Origin of the sequence: Spirillospora sp. NPDC048911 (assembly GCF_043198015.1) — a bacterium.
GTDB lineage: Bacteria > Actinomycetota > Actinomycetes > Streptosporangiales > Streptosporangiaceae > Spirillospora.
Genome location: NZ_JBICUD010000002.1, coordinates 1,391,239 through 1,410,897, shown reverse-complemented (window position 1 = coordinate 1,410,897; position 19,659 = coordinate 1,391,239). Strand labels below are relative to the sequence as shown.

Sequence of the window (19,659 nt, the reverse complement as noted above, 5' to 3'; positions counted from 1 at the left end):
TGACGGCGGTGATCCATGGTTGACGGAGCCGGCATCGTGGGGCTCGGCATGACCGAGCTCGGCCGGGTGTACGGGCGCAGCCCGCGCAGGCTGGCCGCCGACGCGGCCCGGCTCGCGGTCGCCGACGCGGGCCTGTCCCTCGGCGACGTGGACGGCCTGCTGGTCAGCCACGGCATGGGCGGCTCCCCCGGCATCGAGCTCGCCGACACCCTGGGGCTGCGCGACCTCCGGCTGCTCACCAAGATCGACTCTTTCGGCGCGACGGCGGGCGCGATGGTCTCGTACGCGGCGATGTCGGTGCTCAGCGGTGCCGCGTCCACCGTGGTGTGCGTGTTCGCGGACGCGCCGCTCAAGCCCGAGCAGTCGGCGGGCTCCGCCTACCACCGCGACGCGCCCGCGGGATCCGCCGCCGGGAAAGCCGAGTGGTACGGCTTCGGCGGCATGACGGCCGCGCTGGGCTTCCGCAGCGTCAACGCGTTCTACGCGCTCGCGGCGCAGCGGCACATGGCGCACTACGGCACCACGAGCGAGCAGCTCGGCGCGATCGCGGTCAGCACGCGCGAGTGGGCGACCCGCAATCCGCTCGCCCAGATGCGCGAACCCATCACCCTCGCCGACCACCAGAGCTCGCGGTGGGTCGCCGAGCCGCTGCACCTGCTCGACTGCTGCCTCGTCTCGAACGGCGCCATCGCCGTCGTCGTCACCACCGCCGAACGCGCCCGCGACCTCGCCCAGCCGCCCGTGCACGTGTGGGGCTGGGGCCAGGGACATCCGGGCCATCGCAAGGAACGCGGCAGCGAGTTCGGCCTGACGACGGGCGCGGCGACGTCCGGGCCGATCGCGATGAAGATGGCGGGCGTGACCGTCGACGACATCGACGTGTGCCAGCTCTACGACTGCTACACCTACACGGTCCTGGTGTCGCTGGAGGACTACGGCTTCTGCGCCAAGGGCGAGGGAGGCGCGTTCGCCGCGTCCGGCGCGCTGGGCCCCGGCGGGACGCTGCCGACCAACACCGGCGGCGGGCAACTGTCGGCGTACTACATGTGGGGCATGACGCCGCTGTCCGAGGCCGTGATCCAGGCCCGCGGACAGGGCGGCGAACGCCAGGCGGACCGCAACGACGTGATCCTCGTCAGCGGCAACGGCGGCATCCTCGACCACCACTCGACACTGATCGTCAGCCCGCACCCGAAGGGAGCCTGACCGATGGAGACGGGCACGGAAGCGGGTGGGGAGACGGGCATGGAGATCGGCGTCCTGCGGCGCGACGGCCGCACCGACCCGTTCTTCGACGGCACCGCCGCCGGCCGGCTGATGATCAAGCGCTGCGAGTCCTGCGACCTGTGGTTCGGGCCGGACGCGGGCAGCTGCCCCGGCTGCGGCGAGGAGGAGCTGACCTGGTCCGAGGCCGCCGGCGACGCGACGCTGGTCACCTGGACGGTCACGCATGGCCGTCCCGACGCGGACGGGAACACGCCACCGCCCGCCTACCTGGCACTGGTCGAGCTCACCGAGGGGCCATGGCTGCACGCGCGGCTGACCGGCGTGGACTCCGCCGTCCTGCGCGAGGGCCTGCCGTTGCGAGCAACCTTCGGGCATCCGGAGGAGGGAGAGTCATACGTCCTGTTCCAGCCCGCGTAATCGAACAAGAGCTATGGACCGAATGACGTTCGGCCCACTAGCGTCGGGGCATGCGTACCGAGGTGTGTGAGAGGTTCGGGATCGAGTTCCCGCTGTTCGCCTTCAGCCACTGCCGCGACGTCGTCGCCGCCGTCACCAACGCCGGCGGGCTCGGCGTGCTCGGAGCCGTCGCCTACACCCCCGACCGGCTCGAAGAGGAACTGAGCTGGATCGACGACCAGGTGGGCGGCCGTCCGTACGGCGTGGACGTACTCGTCCCCAGCAAGATCGACGAGTCGGCGGAGAAGGCCGGGCGCGGCGAGGCCGGCCTCGACGCCATGCTCGCCGCCGTCCCACAGGAGCACTGGACGTTCCTCTTCCAGCTGTTCGAGAAGTACGGGGTGCCGCTGCCCGACTTCGAGATGGCCAAGAGCACCCGGGACGCCAAGGGCGCGGGCACGCAGGTCACCAAGGAGGGCGCGACCGCGCTCATCGACGTGTCGCTCGCGCACCCCATCGGCCTCATCGCCAGCGCGCTCGGCACGCCGCCGCCCATCATGGTCGAGAAGGCCAAGACCGCCGGGATTCCCGTCACGGCGCTCGTCGGCACCGCCGAACACGCCCGGCGGCAGGTCGCCGCGGGCGTGGACCTCATCGTCGCCCAGGGCGGCGAGGCCGGCGGCCATACCGGCGAAATCTCCACCATGGTCCTGGTGCCCGAGGTCGTGGACACCGTCGCCCCGATCCCCGTCCTGGCCGCGGGCGGCATCGCGACCGGCCGCCAGATGGCCGCCTCGATGGCGCTCGGCGCCGCCGGCGTCTGGTGCGGGTCGGTCTGGCTGACCACCGAGGAGGCCGAGACGCCGCCGCACGTGAGGGCCAAGATGATCGCCGCCGGCTCCCGCGACACCATCCGTTCGCGATCCCGTACCGGCAAGCCCGCCCGCCAGCTGAAGTCGGCCTGGACCGACGAGTGGGAGGGCCCCGCGAGCCCCGGCGCCCTCGGCATGCCGCTCCAGATGATCGTCGCCGAGGGCGCGATGCGGCAGATCAACAAGGTCGCCGAGAGCGGCAACGAGGGCGCCCGCGAGCTGGCCAACTACTTCGTCGGCCAGTGCGTCGGCCTCATGAACACGGTCAAGCCCGCCCGCCAGGTCGTCTACGACATGATCGAGGAGTTCGCCGACGCCGTGGAACGCCTGAACACCATCACCGAGGCGGATTGAGGGGACGCCCCGGCCCCCGGTTGACCTGGTCGATGAAAAGACGGGCGAGCGCCTTATAGCCATTCGCCGTCGGGTGATAACTGCGCTTCTCGGCCGTCAGCGCCGAAAGATCGACCGCCAGCCCGTTCATGTACGGGTCGGCGGTGCCCACCTCATGCCCGGCGAACGCGCTGTAGGCGTCGACGAACTCCACGCTCCCCGGCGCCCGCGCGGCCACGATGCGGGCGTCGGCCTCGATGACCGCCTGCCGGAGGAGCTCGTTGAGATCGCGGGCGCGCCCGTTCAGCCACTGCTGGTCGGAGACGCTGATGTTGTCGCCGTCGGTGCCGGAGGTCTCCTTGAACGCGCGCGGGTAGCCGAGCACGATCACCCGCGCCTGCGGCGCCCGCGCGCGGATCACCTTCAGCACCCCGGGCAGTTCCTGCCGCAACGTGGCCATCCGATCGGCGATGTCGCGGCCCTGCTCCTCGCAGCCCTTGCCCCACGGCAGCTTGATCACGCAACCGGCGAGCACCTTGGAGAAGCCGACGTCGTTGCCGCCGATGCTGATCGTGACGAGGCTGGTGTTCTGGTCGATCCGACCGATCTGCGGCGGCTCACCCGACTTGCCCTGCATCACGTCACTCGTCGTCGCGCCGGAGCAGGCCCAGAACGCGCTCCCCCTGGCGAACCGGAACGCCTTGGCAACCGCGTGATAGTAAGCCTGCCCAGTCCGATGACACCGGTTGAGCGGATTCAGATCGGCCGCGAGATCAGCGCCCACCCCCGCCGAGTACGAATCGCCCAGCGCCACGTACGACCCCTGCACGGCGACCTGGGCGGGAGCGACCTGAGCGACACCCCGCACCGGCTCGGCCCGCGGCTCCTCGAACCGCGCCCGGCAGCCGTTGCCGTCCCCGAACGCCTCGCACCGGACGGCCGGCAACGCCACCAAGGGGACGATCATCGCCACCATCAGACCGACGAGCAGAGCGACCGCGAGCCCCCGATCGCCGAACCGCTCACGCGCCCGCCCGGGAAGCCCCGTCACCAGATCGCGCACGCTCGCCCGGCCGGACACTTCCTCAGGCGCCAGAGTGGAATCGTCCTCCGTCATCGCCCGCCTTCCGTCACCCGATTGTGCAGACGTCCGTTCACCACCCCAGGTTCCCGCCTTTACTTTGTAGATCAATGACTGGGGGAACACCGGCGGGGAATCTCACGTCCAAGGAGAACACGATACTTCGGGGGGATCATGCTGGCGGTTCTGACCGCTCTCGGACTGTCCGCGGCGGCCGGCCTCAACGCCTACATCCCGATCCTGGTGATCGGGCTGCTCGACCGCTACTCCGACGTCGTACACCTGCCCGCCGAGTTCGGCTGGCTCACCAACGGCTGGGTACTGTCGCTCCTCGGCATCCTTCTCGCCGCCGAGGTCATCCTGGACAAGGTCGCCATCGTCGACAGCCTCAACGACGCGGTCCAGACGTTCGTCCGCCCGGCCGCCGGCGGCGCCGTCTTCGCCGCCACCGACGCCGCAAACCAGCTCGACGCCTCCTTCATGGCGGACCACCCGTGGATCGGCTGGATCCTCGGCATCCTGGTCGCCTTCCTCGTCCACCTCACCAAGTCGTCCATCCGCCCGGTCGTCAACGCGGGCACGCTCGGCACCGGCGCCCCCGTCGTCAGCACGGTCGAGGACACCGTCTCCCTCGGCATGAGCGTCCTCGCGGTCCTGGCCCCGATCGTCGCCCTGATCTCCGTCGTCCTGCTGGCGTTCGTCGCCTTCCGCCTGCTCAAACGCGTCCGCCGCCGAACTCAGCCGAAGGTCACATAGGTACGCCAGAAGTCGAGCAACCGCCGATCCCCGAGGACCTCAACACCTTCACTCGGCTTGCGCTGATAAAGCACCAGCAACAGCTCCGTCAGCGGCCCCCGCACCGTCACGGCCGCCTGCCCCTTACCCCGCCGCCATGCAATGACATCGCCGGTGAGATCAACGAACCACGAAGCCTCGGGCGCCTCGAACGCCAGCGTGCGCCCCGGCCCAAGGAGCTCGCGCTTCCGGGGCGTGATCTCGAAGTGCAGCGGATGGGAGTCGAGCTCCATCCATTCGTCGAACGCGTCCACCAGAACATCCGACTCCGCCACGAACTCCACCCCCGCAGCCAGGGCGGCGTCGGCACGGTGAATGAGCGTCTCGTGGGCGAAACGACGGGCCCAGAACGAGGTGGTGCCCTGCCCGAACGGAACCCACAACTCAGCGTCCGGACCAGCAGCACGCAAAGCTTCGGCGAACCGCATGGCCCCCTCCACCAGCCACGCGGCGAGCAGTTCCCCCGAGTCGTCTCCGTCGACCTTGCGCACCTGGTCGTCCGGCAGCCACTCCATCGCCCGCTTACGAACGACTTCTTCGGCCCACCGGTGACCGCCCCCGATGTGCCGCACCAGATTGCCGAGACTCCAGCCAGGGCAGGAGGGCACAGGAGCCCTTAGATCAGCGCCAGCAACCCCGGCGACGAGCAACTCGGTCTGCGTGACGATCTCGGTGCAGTGACGGTAGTAGTCCACGGACCCTCCCAGCGCGATGCGGCCCAGCCACGGCGGCCGGACTCCGCCACACAACAGTCGGAGCCAAAACCGAGATCTCGACACCCCACACCGACCTTCTCCGGCCACCGCCCTCAGGTAGGTAGCGAATCCTCCGGACGGACGTCTGCAAGCTGGAGGCATGCGCCCGCCGCGGCCTGCCTGCGATCCGTAGCGCGCCCGTGGCCTGGGTGGACGGCCGGGGATGGGATTGTCTGAGTGCAGATGCTGGCGTTGCCGTGGCGCAGGTTTGCTCTGGAAGCTTGAACGATCGAGCCCGTTGAGCAGTTGTGGCTGTAGGCGTGCCTATAGGCCCGGTGCGTCGGTTGCGCCGGGCTACAGGCTGGATCTATGGGGTGGGGTCAGGCCGCGTGGTGATCGCCGCGCCACGGATTATCAGCCTGATCAACCAGTCTTCGTCTAGACCGTGCGGCCTTCCCCTTAGGCGGCAACACCCGATAGACGAAGAGCCCGTCCACACCCTCGCTGATCTCTATCTGCTCAGGGTTGGCGTGCTTCCACCGGTTATGCCACCCGCAGCACAACGCCAGCTTGTCGATATCAGTGGGGCTGTGACCCAACGCCCACCCATCGACATGATCGATCTCGCACAAGAACCCTGGCACTTCACAGCCGCGCACCGCACACGTGTCGTACAGGGTCTCCAGCACCTGGCGTTGACCAGGGTTCGCGATCCGAGCGGTGCGGCCCAGATACAGCGGCACCCCCTTCGACCCCAGGATCAGCGTGGAGATACCGGCGTTGAGCGCCAACCGCCGCACCTGCGCCGCCGGAATCGGTGTCCCGTCGCGCAACCGTCCCGGAGTGTCATCGCCGGTCAAGGTCTCCAGGCGGGCGATCACGGTGACGCGACTGTCCTTGTGCCCCTGCGACAACACAGCGGTCAACGCCGCAGCGGTACGTTCGGCCCGGTCCCGCAGATCGTCGCCCCCAGCCGGTTTGGCCAACGGCGCCAGCTTGCCATCGACGATGGCGGAGTCTTCGGGATTGAACCAGCCTTTGACATAACAGCCGCCGTCCAGCGACCGGGTCGCGACCAGCCACGACCGGTCGTACCCGCGCTTGATGTCCTCGGGTGGGGTTTCGGTGCCGTTGGCCTGGTTGATCTGGTCATGGATGGTGGCGGTCAGGTGCGCGAAGTGCCGCGCCGACACACCCCCGTCAGCCGCAGTCAACAAGATCTCTTCACCGTCGGCGCAGTCCTGGTCGCTGTCCAGCCGCTGGACCGCATCAGCGATCGCGGCGGCATACCCATACGACAGCGTCCCGGCTCCCAGCCGCTCCCGCACCCGGTGCAGGCGGTGCAGTTGGCGGGCCAGGGTGAGGCGTTCTTGGGCGCGGCCCTCACGCATCCCCATGTGGCACCGCAACCACGCTCGCGTGGACGCCAGCCCCCACTCTTTCATTTGCCCGGTCCGATCGACCACACCGATCAACTCAGCCAACGGCAATTCGGCGACATCCATGACCGCGGCGAGTGTTTCGGCGAGTTCCATGGCTTCGGCGCCGGTCTGGGTGCGGGGCCGGTGGGCGAGTGCAGTAATGATCGTGGCGGCGGATTCGACCAGTTGCTGGTCGGAAGCGGCCTCCAGGTTGCGGTCTGCCACGATCGAATGCATGCGTTCATTGTATCGCCATTAACGGTGTGTGACAAACCGTTTACATGATCGGTGTGGCTCTTTCTGGCCATTGATTTTTTGGAACCTTGAGGTGGGTTGTCGTCCCACGGTTGTGGCGTGGTTGAGGGCGGGTGGGTCAGAAATTAAGTCGGCTGATCTAGGCCGCTGGTTGAGCGGTGCCGAAATGACCGTTTGCGCACTTGTCTGGCTATTTGGGGGCTGCGGTCACGTTGGTTGCGGTCGCGGGAGTTTTGGCCATGCACAGAGGGGAGAGGCAGGCCGCTACCTGGGGTTGCGCGGAACCCCGCGCTCCGCGCGGCAACGGTTCGAACCTCAGCCACCAGGGCGCCCCACCGTCCGAACGCGCCCCGGCCGCCCCCTCCTTTCTTGTCGATGCCGCTTTTAGATCTCCAGCCCCATCCCACCCGCCAGCCGGGCGGATTGGTGCTTCAGAGGGGTGACCGACGCCGAAAACCCGCAGAGCGGAAAAGTATGTAGCAGTAACAGGAGATGCGCTGACCTGCAGGCAGACACAGACCCCAGGCCCGCAATCTTCTTTCGTCGCCGCCAAGTTCGAACCGAAGGCGCACCAATCCGCAGACGGGTGGCCGCCCCAGCCAAGCCACCCCCCCACGCATCCACGCATCCACCCATCCACCCATCCACCCATCCACCCACCGAAGGGTGAGGCAGACACGGTGCGGGCGCGGCGAAACGGGCAGGGTGAAAGTTTCCCGCCGGTGGCGAAAGTTTCCCGCCGGTGAAGGTACGTCCCTCGCGACTACCGTTTCCTGAGTTCCGCAGTCTCCAGTATCTCGGCCAGCTTTTCGCGGCCGAGCTGCCAGCCGACCAGATCCCAATGCGACCCTTCTGAGAAGACAGCCACTGGGACGCCTGGAGCATGAGCCGTCAAAGCGCTACGCAATCCATCGGCCCAGTACTGCCAGCCCCGCGCCTCCACATGCCAACTGACGGCCATCTCCAACTGCCCATGGGCGAGCTTATCGATAAGTCTCCGAACATCCGCCCGCTCGGAATCCTCAAGGTCTTGACGTTCAAGAGCCCTGTACAGCTTTTCGAGGTAGCGTTCAGGAGATTCCGGCGAGTACGGATGGAGACGCAACCCGACACATCTCACCATCCCCTGCAAGATGAAGGTGCGCCTCGCGAAGAGAACAACCGCGCTAACCTGATCCCACGGACAGAAACGAGGCCCGCTGTCTCCATTCGCGCCAAAATAAACGCCGGCTTCATCAACCCTCAGTGCGATGCCCCCACTTTTCCGCGACCGACGCACATGGATGATCGCCATGATAATAAGAGTCGGCGTCATGGAAACCAAGAGAAACAAGGACACGACAAACTGGCCGCCGTGATCACGTTCGTCCATCACCAGAAAGAGCAACCAGAAGAGAGGTGCCAGGCCAAAGAGGATCAGCAAGACCGCATGACTTCGCTGAAACCTGGCCACATAGTCCATCGAAGATCGCTCCCCCTCCCCGTGCGAGGACCGAGGTGCGAGGTGCAAGACACCAAGCCCTGTTGAGAGGCTCACCTGAGCACCGAGCGCATTAGAAGCACGAGTGTGCGTCAGAACGCTACAACATTCCTCAATTCAAGAACACCACTAACTGCAACCCCGGACATTCGCGAAGTTCACAAAGCCCGAGGCCGGCCACCATGCCTATCGCGCCGCCGAGAGCCCGCTGATCACGGGAGGTTGATGCGGATCTCGCCGCCGAGGCGGGCGCCCATTTCCAGGTCCAGGTCGTCGCCGCTCCAGAAGCGGCCCGGGTCGAACCAGTTGGGGCGGCGCCCCTTGGGCAGCAGACCCATGGACTGGTAGGTCACGGCCACGATCTCCGCGCAGAACGCGGTCTCCAGGTTGGGATCGCGTTCGGATGGACGGCGGAACGGGATCCGGCCGCGCACCCAGCGGGACGCCATCCGTGACGTGGACGGGAACGGCGTGCCGTCGAGCCTCGCGACCGCCCGCAACGCCGCGTTCTCCATCTCACGCGAGGCCGGCGGATCAAGCTGCCGCAGCCACGCGCGCTGACCGTACCGTTGAGCCCACACCATCACCGCGTCGCGCAGGTCATGCAACTGCGCGCCCCTGTGATGACCGCCGGACCACATGTCGGGCAGGGACTTGCCCAGCTCCGCATGCCACATCAGCGGCGGCAGATCATCGACCACGATGGCCATGCCGACATGGTTGACGGGGCTGTTGGTCATCGTCTGGATCGCCCGGTCGGCGACGGAGTGGCCCCGGAAGAGCCAGACGTCGCCGGTACGGGTCAGGTCGACCGCCTTGGCCAGCGGGATGCTCGTGCCGCTCATGGTCGCTAGCCTAGGCATATGCGTTGGTGGAAGGTGCTGGGTGTGGCCGGACTGGCCGGAGTCGCCGCGACCGGAGTCGTGATCGCGCGCAATGAACGCCGCCGTCGCGCCTACACCCCGGACGAGATCAGGCAACGACTGCACGCCAGAGTGAACGAGCCGCCAGAGTCACACTGATCATCGAAGCCCCAAGCACCCGAGCTGCGCCGCTCACCGAGATCCGACATCGCTCACCCGAGGTCCGAGAGCCAGAGCCAGAGAGCTACCGCTCACCCGAGCGCCATTGATCACCGAACCTCCACCCACCAGAAAAGCCCTGATCACCAGAGCGCCGCTGATCACCAGAGCAGAGCGACACCGCGCCGCTCACCCGAGGTCCGGTAACCAGAGCGACGCCACTCACCCGAGCGCCACTGATCACCAGAGCAAGGTTGCGCCGCCCACCCGAGGTCCGATAGCCAGCGCTACACCACTCACCCGAGCGCCACTGATCACCGAAGCTCCGCTCACCAAGGCGGCCCTGGCCACCAAAGCGGCCGTATCACCAGAGCTGCCCAGATCACTCACCAGAACGGCCCTGATTACCAGAGCAGAGCTCCGCCGATCACCCGATTCCGGGGAAGCGCATCCAAACGGTCGTACGGTCGCCGTCCGCCCGCAGACCCCAGCCGAGAGCGAGCGCGTCGATGATGCGCATGCCGCGCCCGTTCTCCGCGAGCGGCTCGTCCCGAAGATGCGGCCGGTGACCACCGGCTCCGTCATCGGTCACCTCGGCCACAAGCTCGCCCCGTTCAGCCGCGAACGTCACGGTGACCTTGCCGCCGCGTCCCGACTCGGTGTGCTCGATGCCGTTGGTGAACGCCTCGTTCACGCATGTCTGGACATCGTCCAACGCGGGATGCCGCTCCCCCAGTGCGTTCCGCGCGAAGCTCCGCACATGCCTCGCCGACCGTTCCAAGCCCGGCAGCGTCAACGTGGCGATGACCATCCGTTCGCTCATACCGCCCAGACTCATCGCGCAAGGCCGCTCCGGTCACACCTTTCGGAGGCCGCGTGACGACCAGTTTCTGGATTTTGAGTGGACGCCCTTTCGCCGACGAGTCCACTCCGGAGCGTGACAATCTGACCACATGTCGGAAGCGCCCCCATCCACCGTGCGCCTTCGCAAGATCGGGAAGGTGCTCCGCCAGCTACGAGAGGAGAACGGCCACACCCTCAAAACCGCCGGTCGCCGGCTTGAACGTTCCGGTTCGTCGCTCAGCCTCATCGAGAACGGCCAGCAGTCCCTACGCGCTCGCGACCTGGCCTTCATCCTCGACGCGTACGGAGTCACCGACCCCCTACGCCAAGGCCTGCTGACCCTCGCCGAACAACAGACACAAACACAGACCGGCTGGTGGAATGCCTTTAAGGACGTCGCGCCGCCACAAGCACTGGACCACGCATCTGTGGAGAGCGCCGCTTGTTACCTCCGCACAGTCGACACTCACTATGTTCCGGGACTCCTGCAGACTGCGGGCTATGCACGCTCGGTCATGCAGGCAGGCATGGTGGATACAGATTCGCACGTCACGGAAAGATTGATCTCGTTCCGCCTTGCACGACAACAGATCTTGCGCGCCGATGACCCTCCTCACCTCCACGTCCTCATAGACGAGGCGGTCGTGTGCCGCAGGTGGTCTGGAGCCCAGGTAATGCGCGCGCAGCTATGGCACCTCTACCGCGCGTCGTTGCAGGAACACATCACCGTTCAACTATTGCCGTTCTCCAGCACTGGCGATCCTGGAATCGACGGAACGTTCAACACGCTCCAGATTGGCAGTCCGGTCATCCTCAGTACGGTGTTGATCGACCATATCGGCGGACGTATGAGCCTGGAGAACGATGCTGACGTCCAGCGCCATCTGGCAGCCTTCGCACGTACCTGCGAGGTGGCGCTTTCACCGGACGATTCCCGAGCCGAGATCGAGAGAATAGCCTCACGTCTATGACCCAACTACACCTGGCTGGCGCCTATTGGCGTAAGAACAGCCACAGCGACAGCGGCGCGGGCACCTGCCTGGAAGCCGCCGCCGTTTGGCGGAAGAGCAGCCACAGCGGCAGCGGCAGCGGCACCTGCGTCGAGGTTGCGGCGGCCGATCGCGTCGTGGCGGTGCGGGATTCGACGGATCCGGACGGGCCGGTGCTGGCGTTGAGTCCGGTGGCGTGGCGGGCGTTCCTGGCCGAGGTTCGCGCGATCTAGCCCTTCTTGGCGTTCCGGATCATGTCGCGGACCTGGTCCATCATGGCCATGGGCGGGCCGGCGAGCATGTTCTTCGTGGCCGACTCGGTGCCGGGGTGCGGGCGCGTGGGCGCCATCGCCTCCGCCGCCCTGACGGCCGCGGCGAGTGAGCGGCGCTCGGCTTCGCTGAATTCGGCCTGGAGCTTCTCGAACTCGTAGCGTTCCTCGGCACGGGCGTGGGTGAGGACGTCCGTGCGCAGCTTGTCGAACTTGGGCATGAACTGCGGGTCGCCGGTGTCCATGCCGTCCAGTTCGGAGAGCAGTTCCTTCGCCGAGCGCTCCTCTTCGAGCCGGTCGGCCACGATCCCGTCGCCGCCGGGAAGGGTACGCCGCGCGGCCGGGTGCACGATCTCCTCTTCGGCGGTCTCGTGGACGGCGAGCAGCCGGACGAGACGTTCGAACGCCTCGCGCCGTTCGCCGGGCGCGCAGGTCCGGACCAGATCGAAGAGGTCGCGGATCTCCCCGTGCTGCTGCCGCAGCACGTCGATGACGTCCTGCTCCATCGCAGTGCTCATGTTTCCCCCGGTGGCTGAGACACACCGGGCCTACCCATGCCATACAACGGCCAATCTCTCGGCCAGGAATGTGCATATTTCTTGAGCTGCACGTGAATGAGCACGCGCGTCGGGTACGCGAGGGAGCAGTCATGCAAGTCATGCAAGTCATGCATGCGGAGAAGGGCCGGGGGAGCAATGTCTTTCAATCCGCTCGAACACAGGGGCATTCCGCTGGAACGCCAGGTGCGCAACTGGCGGGAGCTCGACGTCGAGCCGGTCGATCCGGATCGGAGCGATCCGTACACCAAGTGCCGGATCATCACGATGAACGGCATCGAGGTGGAGGCGATCATGTTCAGCCACCACTTCAACCGGATCTGCCCCGACCCTGAGATCAAGCGGCAGATGGCCGAGGTGCGCTACATCGAGCAGCAACAGCAGAAGGTCGTGAACTGGCTGCTGCCCGGCCAGGCCTCCGTCCTGGAGACGACGATCTCCTACGAGCAGGTCGCCGTCGACCTCACCGCGTGGATCGCGCGGATGGAACCCGACGCCTACCTGAAGCAGGCGTACGAGTTCGGCGTCCTCGAAGACTTCGACCACCTCTACCGGTACGCCAACCTGTACGAGATGATCGAGCACCGCAAGGCGGAGAAGATCGTCGGTGAGCTCACCGAGATCATGCCCGGCCGGCCGACCGTCGTGGAGCACCGGCATCCGGCCGACAACCTACGCGATCCGTATGACAAGAACACCGCCGAGCCGCTGTCCAAGCTGCATGCCTTGACCGTCATGTCGGCCGAGCAGCAGACGATGAACTTCTACATGAACGTCGGCCCGATGTACATGGAGCCGATCGCCCGTCAGCTCTACCAGGAGATCGGGCTCATCGAGGAAGAGCACGTCACGCATTACGAGTCGCTGGTCGATCCGGGTGAGACCTGGTGGGAACGACTGGTCAACCACGAATACAACGAGTGCTACCTCTACCACTCGTTCATGGAGACCGAGACCGACCCCAAGGTGAAGGCCATCTGGGAACTCCACCTCAACATGGAACTCGAACACCTCCGCCTGGCCTGCGACCTCATGCGCCGCCACGACGGCCGCGACCCCGAGAGCATCCTCGCTCCGCATCTGCCGCCGCCCGTGAAGTTCGAGCCCAACAAGGATTACCTGCGGGAGCTTTTGGCCACTCAGATCGACATAACGACTCTCGGCGCCGGTTATGTGCGCGAGGCCCACGAGCGGTTCGAAAAGATGCAGCAGGAGCTCATGGGCGGGGAGAAGCCGCCGAGCGAACGAGTCATCGACGACCACCGCCAGATGTTCGGCCACGAATACCGTTCCGAGCCCGAAGGCCCGCACCCGGTAAAGAGCCTGCGCGAGACCGCAAGCGTCTAACGCGCGTCACGTCCGGCCGCCGCTCCGAGCGTACGCGTTCGCGACCGGCCGTCCCTCGCCGCTACCGGCCGAAGAGCACGCTCGCCGACGTGTCGTTCGGAATGCCTGCCACTCCCACGTCGGCCGTCGAGTACTTCTGCCTGCTGAGGGCTGCGGTCGCCGTCCACCCAGGCCCCATACACAACGAAGACGCCGCCGCCGACTTTCCGGGCACACCCCGACGGCGTGGTCACCCCAAACCCTCGACGATCGGATCAAGGGTGGGCCCGAACGGGACGCGCGCCGTGCTCGGCCAGCTCGTCGCTCGCCTCACATAACCATCGGTTATGACGACAACTCTTGGACGCCACCGGCGACCGGTACCGATACTTCCCGCAGACGAAGGGAAGCGGAATGAAGATCGCAGTGCTGGGCACCGGCGAGGTCGGGCGACGGCTGGCCGGGAAGCTCATCGAGGCGGGCCATGAGGTGACCCTCGGGTCGCGGACCGCCGGCAACACGGCGGCGGTGGCGTGGGCCGCCGAGACGGGCGGGCGGCACGACGCGTTCGAGGGCGCCGCCGCGTCCGCCGAACTGATCGTCAACGCCACGCCCGGCCAGGTGTCGGTCGAGGCCCTGACGGCCGCGGGTGCAGCCAATCTGGCGGGCAAGGTACTGCTGGACGTGGCCAACCCGCTCGACTTCTCTGACGGGCCGCGTGCCGTTACGTTCGAGAACGGGATCAGCCTCGCCGAGCACATCCAGCGGACGTTCCCCAGCGCGCGGGTGGTCAAGTCGCTGTGCACCGTGAACAACGCCGTGATGGCCGATCCGTCGCGTGTCCCAAGCCCCCATCACATCTTCGTGAGCGGCGATGACGACGAGGCCAAGGACGTGACGAAGCGCCTGCTCGGCGACCTCGGCTGGGGCCCGGATCAGATCCTCGACCTCGGGCCGCTCACCACGGCGCGTCCGATCGAGCAGTACGTTGTGCTCTGGGTGGCGCTCGCTCAGGCCCTCGGCACCCAGGACTTCAACATCGCCGTCCAGCGCGCAGCCGGATGAGCTAGGACGCCGGGCAGCCGCCCAGGCGAGCGGTGATCTTCTGAGCGGCGGTGGTGAGGGCGGGAAGCCAGGTGGTGAGGTCGCCGTCCCGGCTCACCGGGACCACGACGCTGAGGGCGGCCTCGACTCCGGCGGGTGAGAAGACGGGGGCGGCGACGCCGCTGACACCGGCGCGGAGCTCGTCATGGGAGTGGTCGTGGCCGGTGCGGCGGATCTCGGTGAGCCGGGCGGGGTCGTCGGCCGGGACGGGGGGCGGGTCGAGATGGGCCAGGATGGCGCGTCCGGCGGCCCCGGCGGTGAGGGGACGGCGATGGCCGGGCTGGTAGTCGACCTTGACGAGGTGGCGGGTGCCGAGGACGCGGTCGGCGACGACGATCTCGTCGCCCTCGCGGACGTGGAGCGTGATCGTCTCGCCGGTCGTGGTGCTGAGCTCCGCCATGATCGGGCGGGCGGCGGCCAGGAGGTCGTTCTCCACGGAGTCGGCCAGGTGCCGCAGAACCATGCCGAGGCCGTAGCCGCGGGCATGGCGGCGGACGAAGCCGCGACCTTCGAGGGTGGCGAGGAGGCGGTGCGTCACCGTGCGATGCATGCCGAGGCGCTCGGCCAGCTCGGCGGCCGTGCCGGGGCCGTGCTCCGCCACGTTCAGCAGGAGCGCCAGCGCCTGGTCGGCGGTCTTGGATATCTCCGGCATCCGTTCCCCTCATTGACGTGACCGGCGTTGACGTGCCTGGGCCCAAGCCCGTGCACCGTGCCCCGAGCCCGCGTGCCCGAGCCCGAACACGAGCCCGCGTACCCGAGCCCGCGTACCCGAGCCCGTGCACCGTGCCCGCGTACCCGAGCCCGCGCACCGGGGCCCGCGCACCGTGCCCTGAGTCCGCGTACCCGGTCCACGTCGCCGACTTTGGCGCGGCGGGCGTTGATGCGCCCGGCCTCTCGTACCCGGCATTGACGTGAGCGGGCCCACCTTCGTAGGCTATCCGATAATCGGGTAGCCGAATCCGATTATCGGACTTCTGAGTCGAACGCCAAGAAGTCGGACACAGAGGAGGTCGGGTCGTGGCCTACTACCGGCGGGTCGGGAACGTACCGCCCAAGCGCCACACGCAGCACCGCACCCCGGAGGGGGGCCTGTACTTCGAGGAGCTCATGGGCGAGGAGGGCTTCTCGTCCGACTCGTCGTTGCTCTACCACCGGCACATCCCGTCCGCGATCGTGGACGCGCAGCCGTGGGAGCCACCGAGCCTGGAGGTCACCCCCAACCATCCGCTGCGCCCCCGGCACCTGAAGACGCACGACCTCACGCAGGACTGGAAGGCTCAGGACGCGGTCACCGGCCGGCAGTTGCTGCTCGGCAACGACGACGTGCGCCTGTCGTACGTGGCGGCTGGGGAGTCCTCGCCGCTCTACCGCAACGCGCTCGGCGACGAGTGCGTCTACGTCGAGTCGGGCGCGGGGACGGTGGAGACCGTCTTCGGCGCGCTGCCGGTGGGTCGGGGCGACTATGTCGTCCTGCCGCGCGCGACGACCCACCGATGGGTGCCGGAAGGCAACGAGCCGCTGCGGCTCTACTGCATCGAGGCGAGCAGCCACATCACGCCCGCGCGGCGATACCTGTCGAAGTTCGGGCAGCTCCTGGAGCACGCCCCTTACTGCGAACGCGACCTGCACGGGCCCGAGGGGTTGCTGGAGGTCGACGGCGAGGACGTCGAGGTGCTGGTCAAGCACCGCGGCGCGCGAGGCGGGATCACCGGGACGCGGTACGTCTACCCGCGGCACCCGTTCGACGTCGTCGGCTGGGACGGCTGCCTCTACCCCTACACGTTCAACATCGCCGACTTCGAGCCGATCACCGGCCGCGTGCATCAGCCGCCGCCCGTCCACCAGGTCTTCGAGGGCAACAACTTCGTCATCTGCAACTTCGTGCCGCGCAAGGTGGACTACCACCCGCTGTCGATTCCGGTGCCCTACTACCACTCGAACGTCGACTCCGACGAAGTGATGTTCTACTGCGGCGGCAACTACGAGGCGCGCAAGGGCTCCGGCATCGGCCAGGGCTCCATCTCGCTGCACCCCGGAGGGCACGCGCACGGGCCGCAGCCCGGCGCGTACGAACGCAGCATCGGCGCCGAGTTCTTCGACGAGCTGGCCGTCATGGTCGACACGTTCAGGCCGCTGCAGGTCGGTGAGGGCGGGCTGGCCTGCGAGGACGAGGCGTACGCCTGGACGTGGGCAGGCGGCCGCCGTTGACGCCATCGAAGACACAGGCAACGCCGCAGCCTGGCGGGTTGCTGGACGCGCTGGTGGACGACGCGGGGCTGTTCCCGCCCACCGCGCTCGACATGGCCGATGCCGTGCGGCGGCACATCGACGACCAGGCCGGGCGGCATCCCATGCTCAGCCACCGGTTCCTGTGCCCGGCGAGCCGGCTGGGCGAGCTGCGCAGCCGCTTGAACGGGGGCCATCGGCTCCGGGTGGGGCTCATCGCCGATACCGGGACCGACGGCCTCGCCGACGCGCTCGCCGAGATCGACATCGACCCCCGCCTGGAGATCGCCCTCCTGGAGGTGCCGCTCGCCGCGATCCTCGGACACAGACCGACGGACCACGCGACAAACAGGGCGCTGGCCGACGCGACGGACGCAGCATTGCGCGACACGGCTGACGTAGCGATGCGCGACGCGGCGAACACAGCGATGCGCCACGCAACGATCAGGGCGGAGACGGACGGGGCGGCGGCGGACGGAGCGATGCGCGACGCGGCGGATGATGCGGCAGCGGACGACGCGGCAGCGGACGATGCGATAGACGACGCAGCGGCCGGGCCAATGGGCGGCGCGACGAACGCGGCGGACGACGCGATAGATGACGCAGCCGGCAGGGCGACCGACGGGGCGGCGGACGTCGCACCGGCCGGAGCTGCGGCGGACGACTCGGCCAGGGCGACGGTGCCCAGGGCGGCGGCAGGGACAACGGCGGTCGGGATGACGGTCGGAGCGACGGCGGACGGGACGGCGACGGCCGGGGCTGCGGCGGACGACTCGGCCGGGACGACGGCGGTCGGAACAGCGGTTGGGGCGGCGGTGGTCGGGGGGATCGAGGACGCCATGGCGATCGTGCGGAAGGTCGCTCGGGGCTCGGTTCCGATCTTCTTCGAGCCCGCCTCGTACGAGCGGGTTCCCGAGACCGTCCGTGCCCTCCAGGAGAACGAAGGGTTGAAGCTGCGCTGCGGCGGTCTCCGGGCCGAGCTCTTCCCGAGTCCGTCAACGCTGGCCGGCGCGCTGGTCACGGCGGTGGCGGCCGGGGTGCCGGTCAAGGCGACGGCGGGACTGCACGAGGCTGTGCGGCACCGCGACCCGACGACCGGCTTCACCCATCACGGCTACCTCAATCTCCTGCTGGCCACGGCCGAGGCGGTCGCCGGTGCCGAGACGTACGACGTGCGGACGGCGTTGGAGATCACCGATCCGGCCGAGCTGACCGGCTGGCTCAAGGCACTGGACGAGCGGGCCGTCGACCGGCTGCGGCGAACGTTCGTCAGCTACGGCTCGTGCAGCACGCGCACACCCATCGACCAGGCCCGGGACCTCGGCCTCGGCCTTGAGGAAGGACGGCAATGACCGACGGCTTCGGGCTCGGCAACCTCCCGTACGGCGTGTTCTCCATCGCCGGTGACGCGCCCCGCGTCGGCGTCCGGTTCGGCGACGAGGTGCTCGACCTCGCCGCCACGCTCGGCGACCCCATCTTCGCCACGCCGTCCCTCAACCCGTTCATGGCCCAGGGACGCGCCCGCTGGACCGAGGTCCGCGAGCGGATCACCGACATCCTGGGCAACGGCCACCAGGCGACGCTCCATCCCCTCGGCGCCGTACGTCTGCACATGCCGTTCGAGGTCGCCGACTACGTCGACTTCTACGCGTCCGAGGAGCACGCGACCAACCTCGGACGGATGTTCCGTCCCGACTCCGCGCCGCTCCTGCCCAACTGGAAGCACCTTCCCGTCGGCTACCACGGCCGTTCCGGCACCGTCGTGCCGTCCGGCACCGGCATCGTCCGGCCCACCGGCCAGCGCAAACCGCCCGACCAGGAGACTCCCGGCTTCGGCCCCTCCCGGCGCCTGGACGTCGAGGTGGAGGTGGGCTTCGTCGTCGGCGCGCCGTCCCCCCTCGGCGAGCCCGTGCCGACCAGTGCGTTCGCCGATCACGTCTTCGGCGTGTGCCTGGTGAACGACTGGTCCGCCCGCGACATCCAGGCCTGGGAGTACGTGCCGCTCGGCCCGTTCCTGGGCAAGTCGTTCGCCACCTCCATCTCCCCCTGGATCGTCCCCCTGGACGCCCTGGCCGGTGCCCGCGTACCCACACCCGCCCAGGATCCGCAGCCCCTCCCCTACCTGCGGGAGGAGGAGCCATGGGGCCTGGATCTCTCCCTGGCCCTTCGGTTGAACGGCCACACCGTCTCCCGGCCCCCGTACGCCGCGATGTACTGGTCACCGGCCCAGATGCTCGCCCACATGACCGCCAACGGCGCGTCCCTCCGCACCGGCGACCTCTACGCCTCGGGCACGGTCTCCGGCCCCTCCCCCGACCAGCGCGGCTCGTTCATCGAGCTCGCCTGGGGCGGCCAGGACCCGCTCAAGCTCCCCGACGGCAGCACCCGCACCTTCCTGGAGGACGGCGACGAGGTCACCATCAGCGGCTCCTGGGGCGACGTCTCTCTGGGCGAGGTGACCGGCCGCGTCCTCCCACCCAGGCGATGACCTTCGGCGAGGCAGCGGCTCACAGTCAAGCGGTCATGAGCGGCATTCCAGGGCGATGATGGGCTCGATCGACGTCAGGGCGTAGCCACGACAGCTGTCGAAGATCTGCACAGACGGCGGCTGGTCACCCGCCCGCCGCGCCCCCGAGCCCCGCCGTGTGCCTGAGCAGATGGTGCACGGTGTGGAACGGCAGGACGTCGTGAATTGCTCTTCGTGCGGGTGGGAAGCCAAACGAGAAATGAGTCATCGCGACTAAGTGGTTCGGCGCAGTTTCAGCTAG

Annotated in this window: 20 protein-coding genes; 12 read left to right on the top strand and 8 right to left on the bottom strand. The window is 68.0% G+C overall.

Annotation, left to right across the window (positions count from 1 at the left end; all coding sequences use genetic code 11):
* Positions 1-15: 15 nt before the first annotated feature.
* The 3 genes from ACGFNU_RS13850 to ACGFNU_RS13840 are packed head-to-tail and all read left to right on the top strand — an operon-like array spanning position 16 to position 2,849.
* Positions 16-1,206: a thiolase family protein gene (locus ACGFNU_RS13850; protein ID WP_392593312.1), complete on the top strand. Its 1,191-nt coding sequence runs from the start codon at positions 16-18 to the stop codon at positions 1,204-1,206.
* A gap of 3 nt (positions 1,207-1,209) precedes the next feature.
* Entirely contained in the window at positions 1,210-1,644 is a 435-nt protein-coding gene (locus tag ACGFNU_RS13845; RefSeq protein WP_392593310.1) for a Zn-ribbon domain-containing OB-fold protein, read from the top strand.
* Between the two features lie 50 nt (positions 1,645-1,694).
* On the top strand, positions 1,695-2,849 hold the full coding sequence (locus tag ACGFNU_RS13840) for an NAD(P)H-dependent flavin oxidoreductase (RefSeq protein ID WP_392593309.1): 1,155 nt from the start codon (positions 1,695-1,697) through the stop codon (positions 2,847-2,849).
* Here ACGFNU_RS13840 and ACGFNU_RS13835 read toward each other — a convergent pair.
* Positions 2,833-3,945 (bottom strand): SGNH/GDSL hydrolase family protein, encoded by a 1,113-nt coding sequence (locus ACGFNU_RS13835; RefSeq protein WP_392593307.1) that lies wholly within the window; start codon positions 3,943-3,945, stop codon positions 2,833-2,835. The genes ACGFNU_RS13840 and ACGFNU_RS13835 overlap by 17 nt on opposite strands.
* 138 nt (positions 3,946-4,083) lie before the next feature.
* On the opposite strand from ACGFNU_RS13835, the gene ACGFNU_RS13830 reads away from it, so the two are divergent.
* Positions 4,084-4,665, top strand: a complete 582-nt coding sequence (locus ACGFNU_RS13830; protein WP_392593305.1) for a DUF4126 domain-containing protein — start codon at positions 4,084-4,086, stop codon at positions 4,663-4,665.
* Here ACGFNU_RS13830 and ACGFNU_RS13825 read toward each other — a convergent pair.
* The 4 genes from ACGFNU_RS13825 to ACGFNU_RS13810 form a co-directional block, all read right to left on the bottom strand.
* A complete protein-coding gene (locus ACGFNU_RS13825; protein ID WP_392593303.1) occupies positions 4,647-5,399 on the bottom strand; it encodes a maleylpyruvate isomerase family mycothiol-dependent enzyme in 753 nt (250 codons plus the stop codon). The two genes, ACGFNU_RS13830 and ACGFNU_RS13825, sit on opposite strands and share 19 nt — an antisense overlap.
* Before the next feature lie 380 nt (positions 5,400-5,779).
* Positions 5,780-7,057 (bottom strand): DUF222 domain-containing protein, encoded by a 1,278-nt coding sequence (locus tag ACGFNU_RS13820; protein ID WP_392593301.1) that lies wholly within the window; start codon positions 7,055-7,057, stop codon positions 5,780-5,782.
* Between the two features lie 781 nt (positions 7,058-7,838).
* Positions 7,839-8,537 (bottom strand): hypothetical protein, encoded by a 699-nt coding sequence (locus tag ACGFNU_RS13815; protein WP_392593300.1) that lies wholly within the window; start codon positions 8,535-8,537, stop codon positions 7,839-7,841.
* Positions 8,538-8,767: 230 nt separating this feature from the next.
* Positions 8,768-9,400: a hypothetical protein gene (locus tag ACGFNU_RS13810; RefSeq protein WP_392593298.1), complete on the bottom strand. Its 633-nt coding sequence runs from the start codon at positions 9,398-9,400 to the stop codon at positions 8,768-8,770.
* 18 nt (positions 9,401-9,418) lie between these two features.
* On the opposite strand from ACGFNU_RS13810, the gene ACGFNU_RS13805 reads away from it, so the two are divergent.
* The gene (locus ACGFNU_RS13805) at positions 9,419-9,577 is read left to right on the top strand and encodes a hypothetical protein (RefSeq protein ID WP_392593297.1); all 159 of its coding nucleotides are present in this window, start codon (positions 9,419-9,421) and stop codon (positions 9,575-9,577) included.
* A 427-nt stretch (positions 9,578-10,004) separates the two neighbouring features.
* On the opposite strand, the gene ACGFNU_RS13800 is transcribed toward ACGFNU_RS13805, so the two are convergent.
* Positions 10,005-10,400 carry an ATP-binding protein gene (locus tag ACGFNU_RS13800; protein ID WP_392593295.1) on the bottom strand — a complete coding sequence of 132 codons (396 nt, stop codon included), beginning with the start codon at positions 10,398-10,400 and terminating at the stop codon, positions 10,005-10,007.
* A gap of 130 nt (positions 10,401-10,530) precedes the next feature.
* Between ACGFNU_RS13800 and ACGFNU_RS13795 the strand changes: the two genes are divergently transcribed.
* Together ACGFNU_RS13795 and ACGFNU_RS13790 are read left to right on the top strand one after the other, a co-directional pair.
* Entirely contained in the window at positions 10,531-11,391 is an 861-nt protein-coding gene (locus tag ACGFNU_RS13795) for a helix-turn-helix domain-containing protein (protein WP_392593293.1), read from the top strand.
* Positions 11,388-11,642 (top strand): DUF397 domain-containing protein, encoded by a 255-nt coding sequence (locus ACGFNU_RS13790; protein WP_392593291.1) that lies wholly within the window; start codon positions 11,388-11,390, stop codon positions 11,640-11,642. Before ACGFNU_RS13795 ends, ACGFNU_RS13790 begins: the two co-directional genes overlap by 4 nt.
* Here the strand turns inward: ACGFNU_RS13790 and ACGFNU_RS13785 are convergent.
* A complete protein-coding gene (locus ACGFNU_RS13785; protein WP_392593289.1) occupies positions 11,639-12,196 on the bottom strand; it encodes a hemerythrin domain-containing protein in 558 nt (185 codons plus the stop codon). The genes ACGFNU_RS13790 and ACGFNU_RS13785 overlap by 4 nt on opposite strands.
* Before the next feature lie 177 nt (positions 12,197-12,373).
* Here ACGFNU_RS13785 and ACGFNU_RS13780 point away from each other — a divergent pair, with 177 nt between their 5' ends.
* Both ACGFNU_RS13780 and ACGFNU_RS13775 read left to right on the top strand, forming a co-directional pair.
* The gene (locus tag ACGFNU_RS13780; protein ID WP_392593287.1) at positions 12,374-13,582 is read left to right on the top strand and encodes a hypothetical protein; all 1,209 of its coding nucleotides are present in this window, start codon (positions 12,374-12,376) and stop codon (positions 13,580-13,582) included.
* 393 nt (positions 13,583-13,975) lie between these two features.
* Positions 13,976-14,626 carry an NADPH-dependent F420 reductase gene (locus ACGFNU_RS13775; RefSeq protein WP_392593285.1) on the top strand — a complete coding sequence of 217 codons (651 nt, stop codon included), beginning with the start codon at positions 13,976-13,978 and terminating at the stop codon, positions 14,624-14,626.
* A gap of 1 nt (position 14,627) precedes the next feature.
* Here the strand turns inward: ACGFNU_RS13775 and ACGFNU_RS13770 are convergent, their stop codons facing one another.
* The gene (locus ACGFNU_RS13770) at positions 14,628-15,317 is read right to left on the bottom strand and encodes an IclR family transcriptional regulator (RefSeq protein ID WP_392593284.1); all 690 of its coding nucleotides are present in this window, start codon (positions 15,315-15,317) and stop codon (positions 14,628-14,630) included.
* A 365-nt stretch (positions 15,318-15,682) separates the two neighbouring features.
* Here ACGFNU_RS13770 and ACGFNU_RS13765 point away from each other — a divergent pair, with 365 nt between their 5' ends.
* The 3 genes from ACGFNU_RS13765 to fahA are packed head-to-tail and all read left to right on the top strand — an operon-like array spanning position 15,683 to position 19,379.
* Positions 15,683-16,873, top strand: a complete 1,191-nt coding sequence (locus tag ACGFNU_RS13765; RefSeq protein ID WP_392593282.1) for a homogentisate 1,2-dioxygenase — start codon at positions 15,683-15,685, stop codon at positions 16,871-16,873.
* A 38-nt stretch (positions 16,874-16,911) separates the two neighbouring features.
* Positions 16,912-18,243, top strand: coding sequence for a hypothetical protein (locus ACGFNU_RS13760; protein WP_392593281.1), 1,332 nt, complete (start codon positions 16,912-16,914; stop codon positions 18,241-18,243).
* Entirely contained in the window at positions 18,240-19,379 is a 1,140-nt protein-coding gene (gene fahA, locus ACGFNU_RS13755) for a fumarylacetoacetase (protein WP_392593279.1), read from the top strand. The genes ACGFNU_RS13760 and fahA overlap by 4 nt, the downstream gene beginning before the upstream one ends.
* Positions 19,380-19,659: the final 280 nt, after the last annotated feature.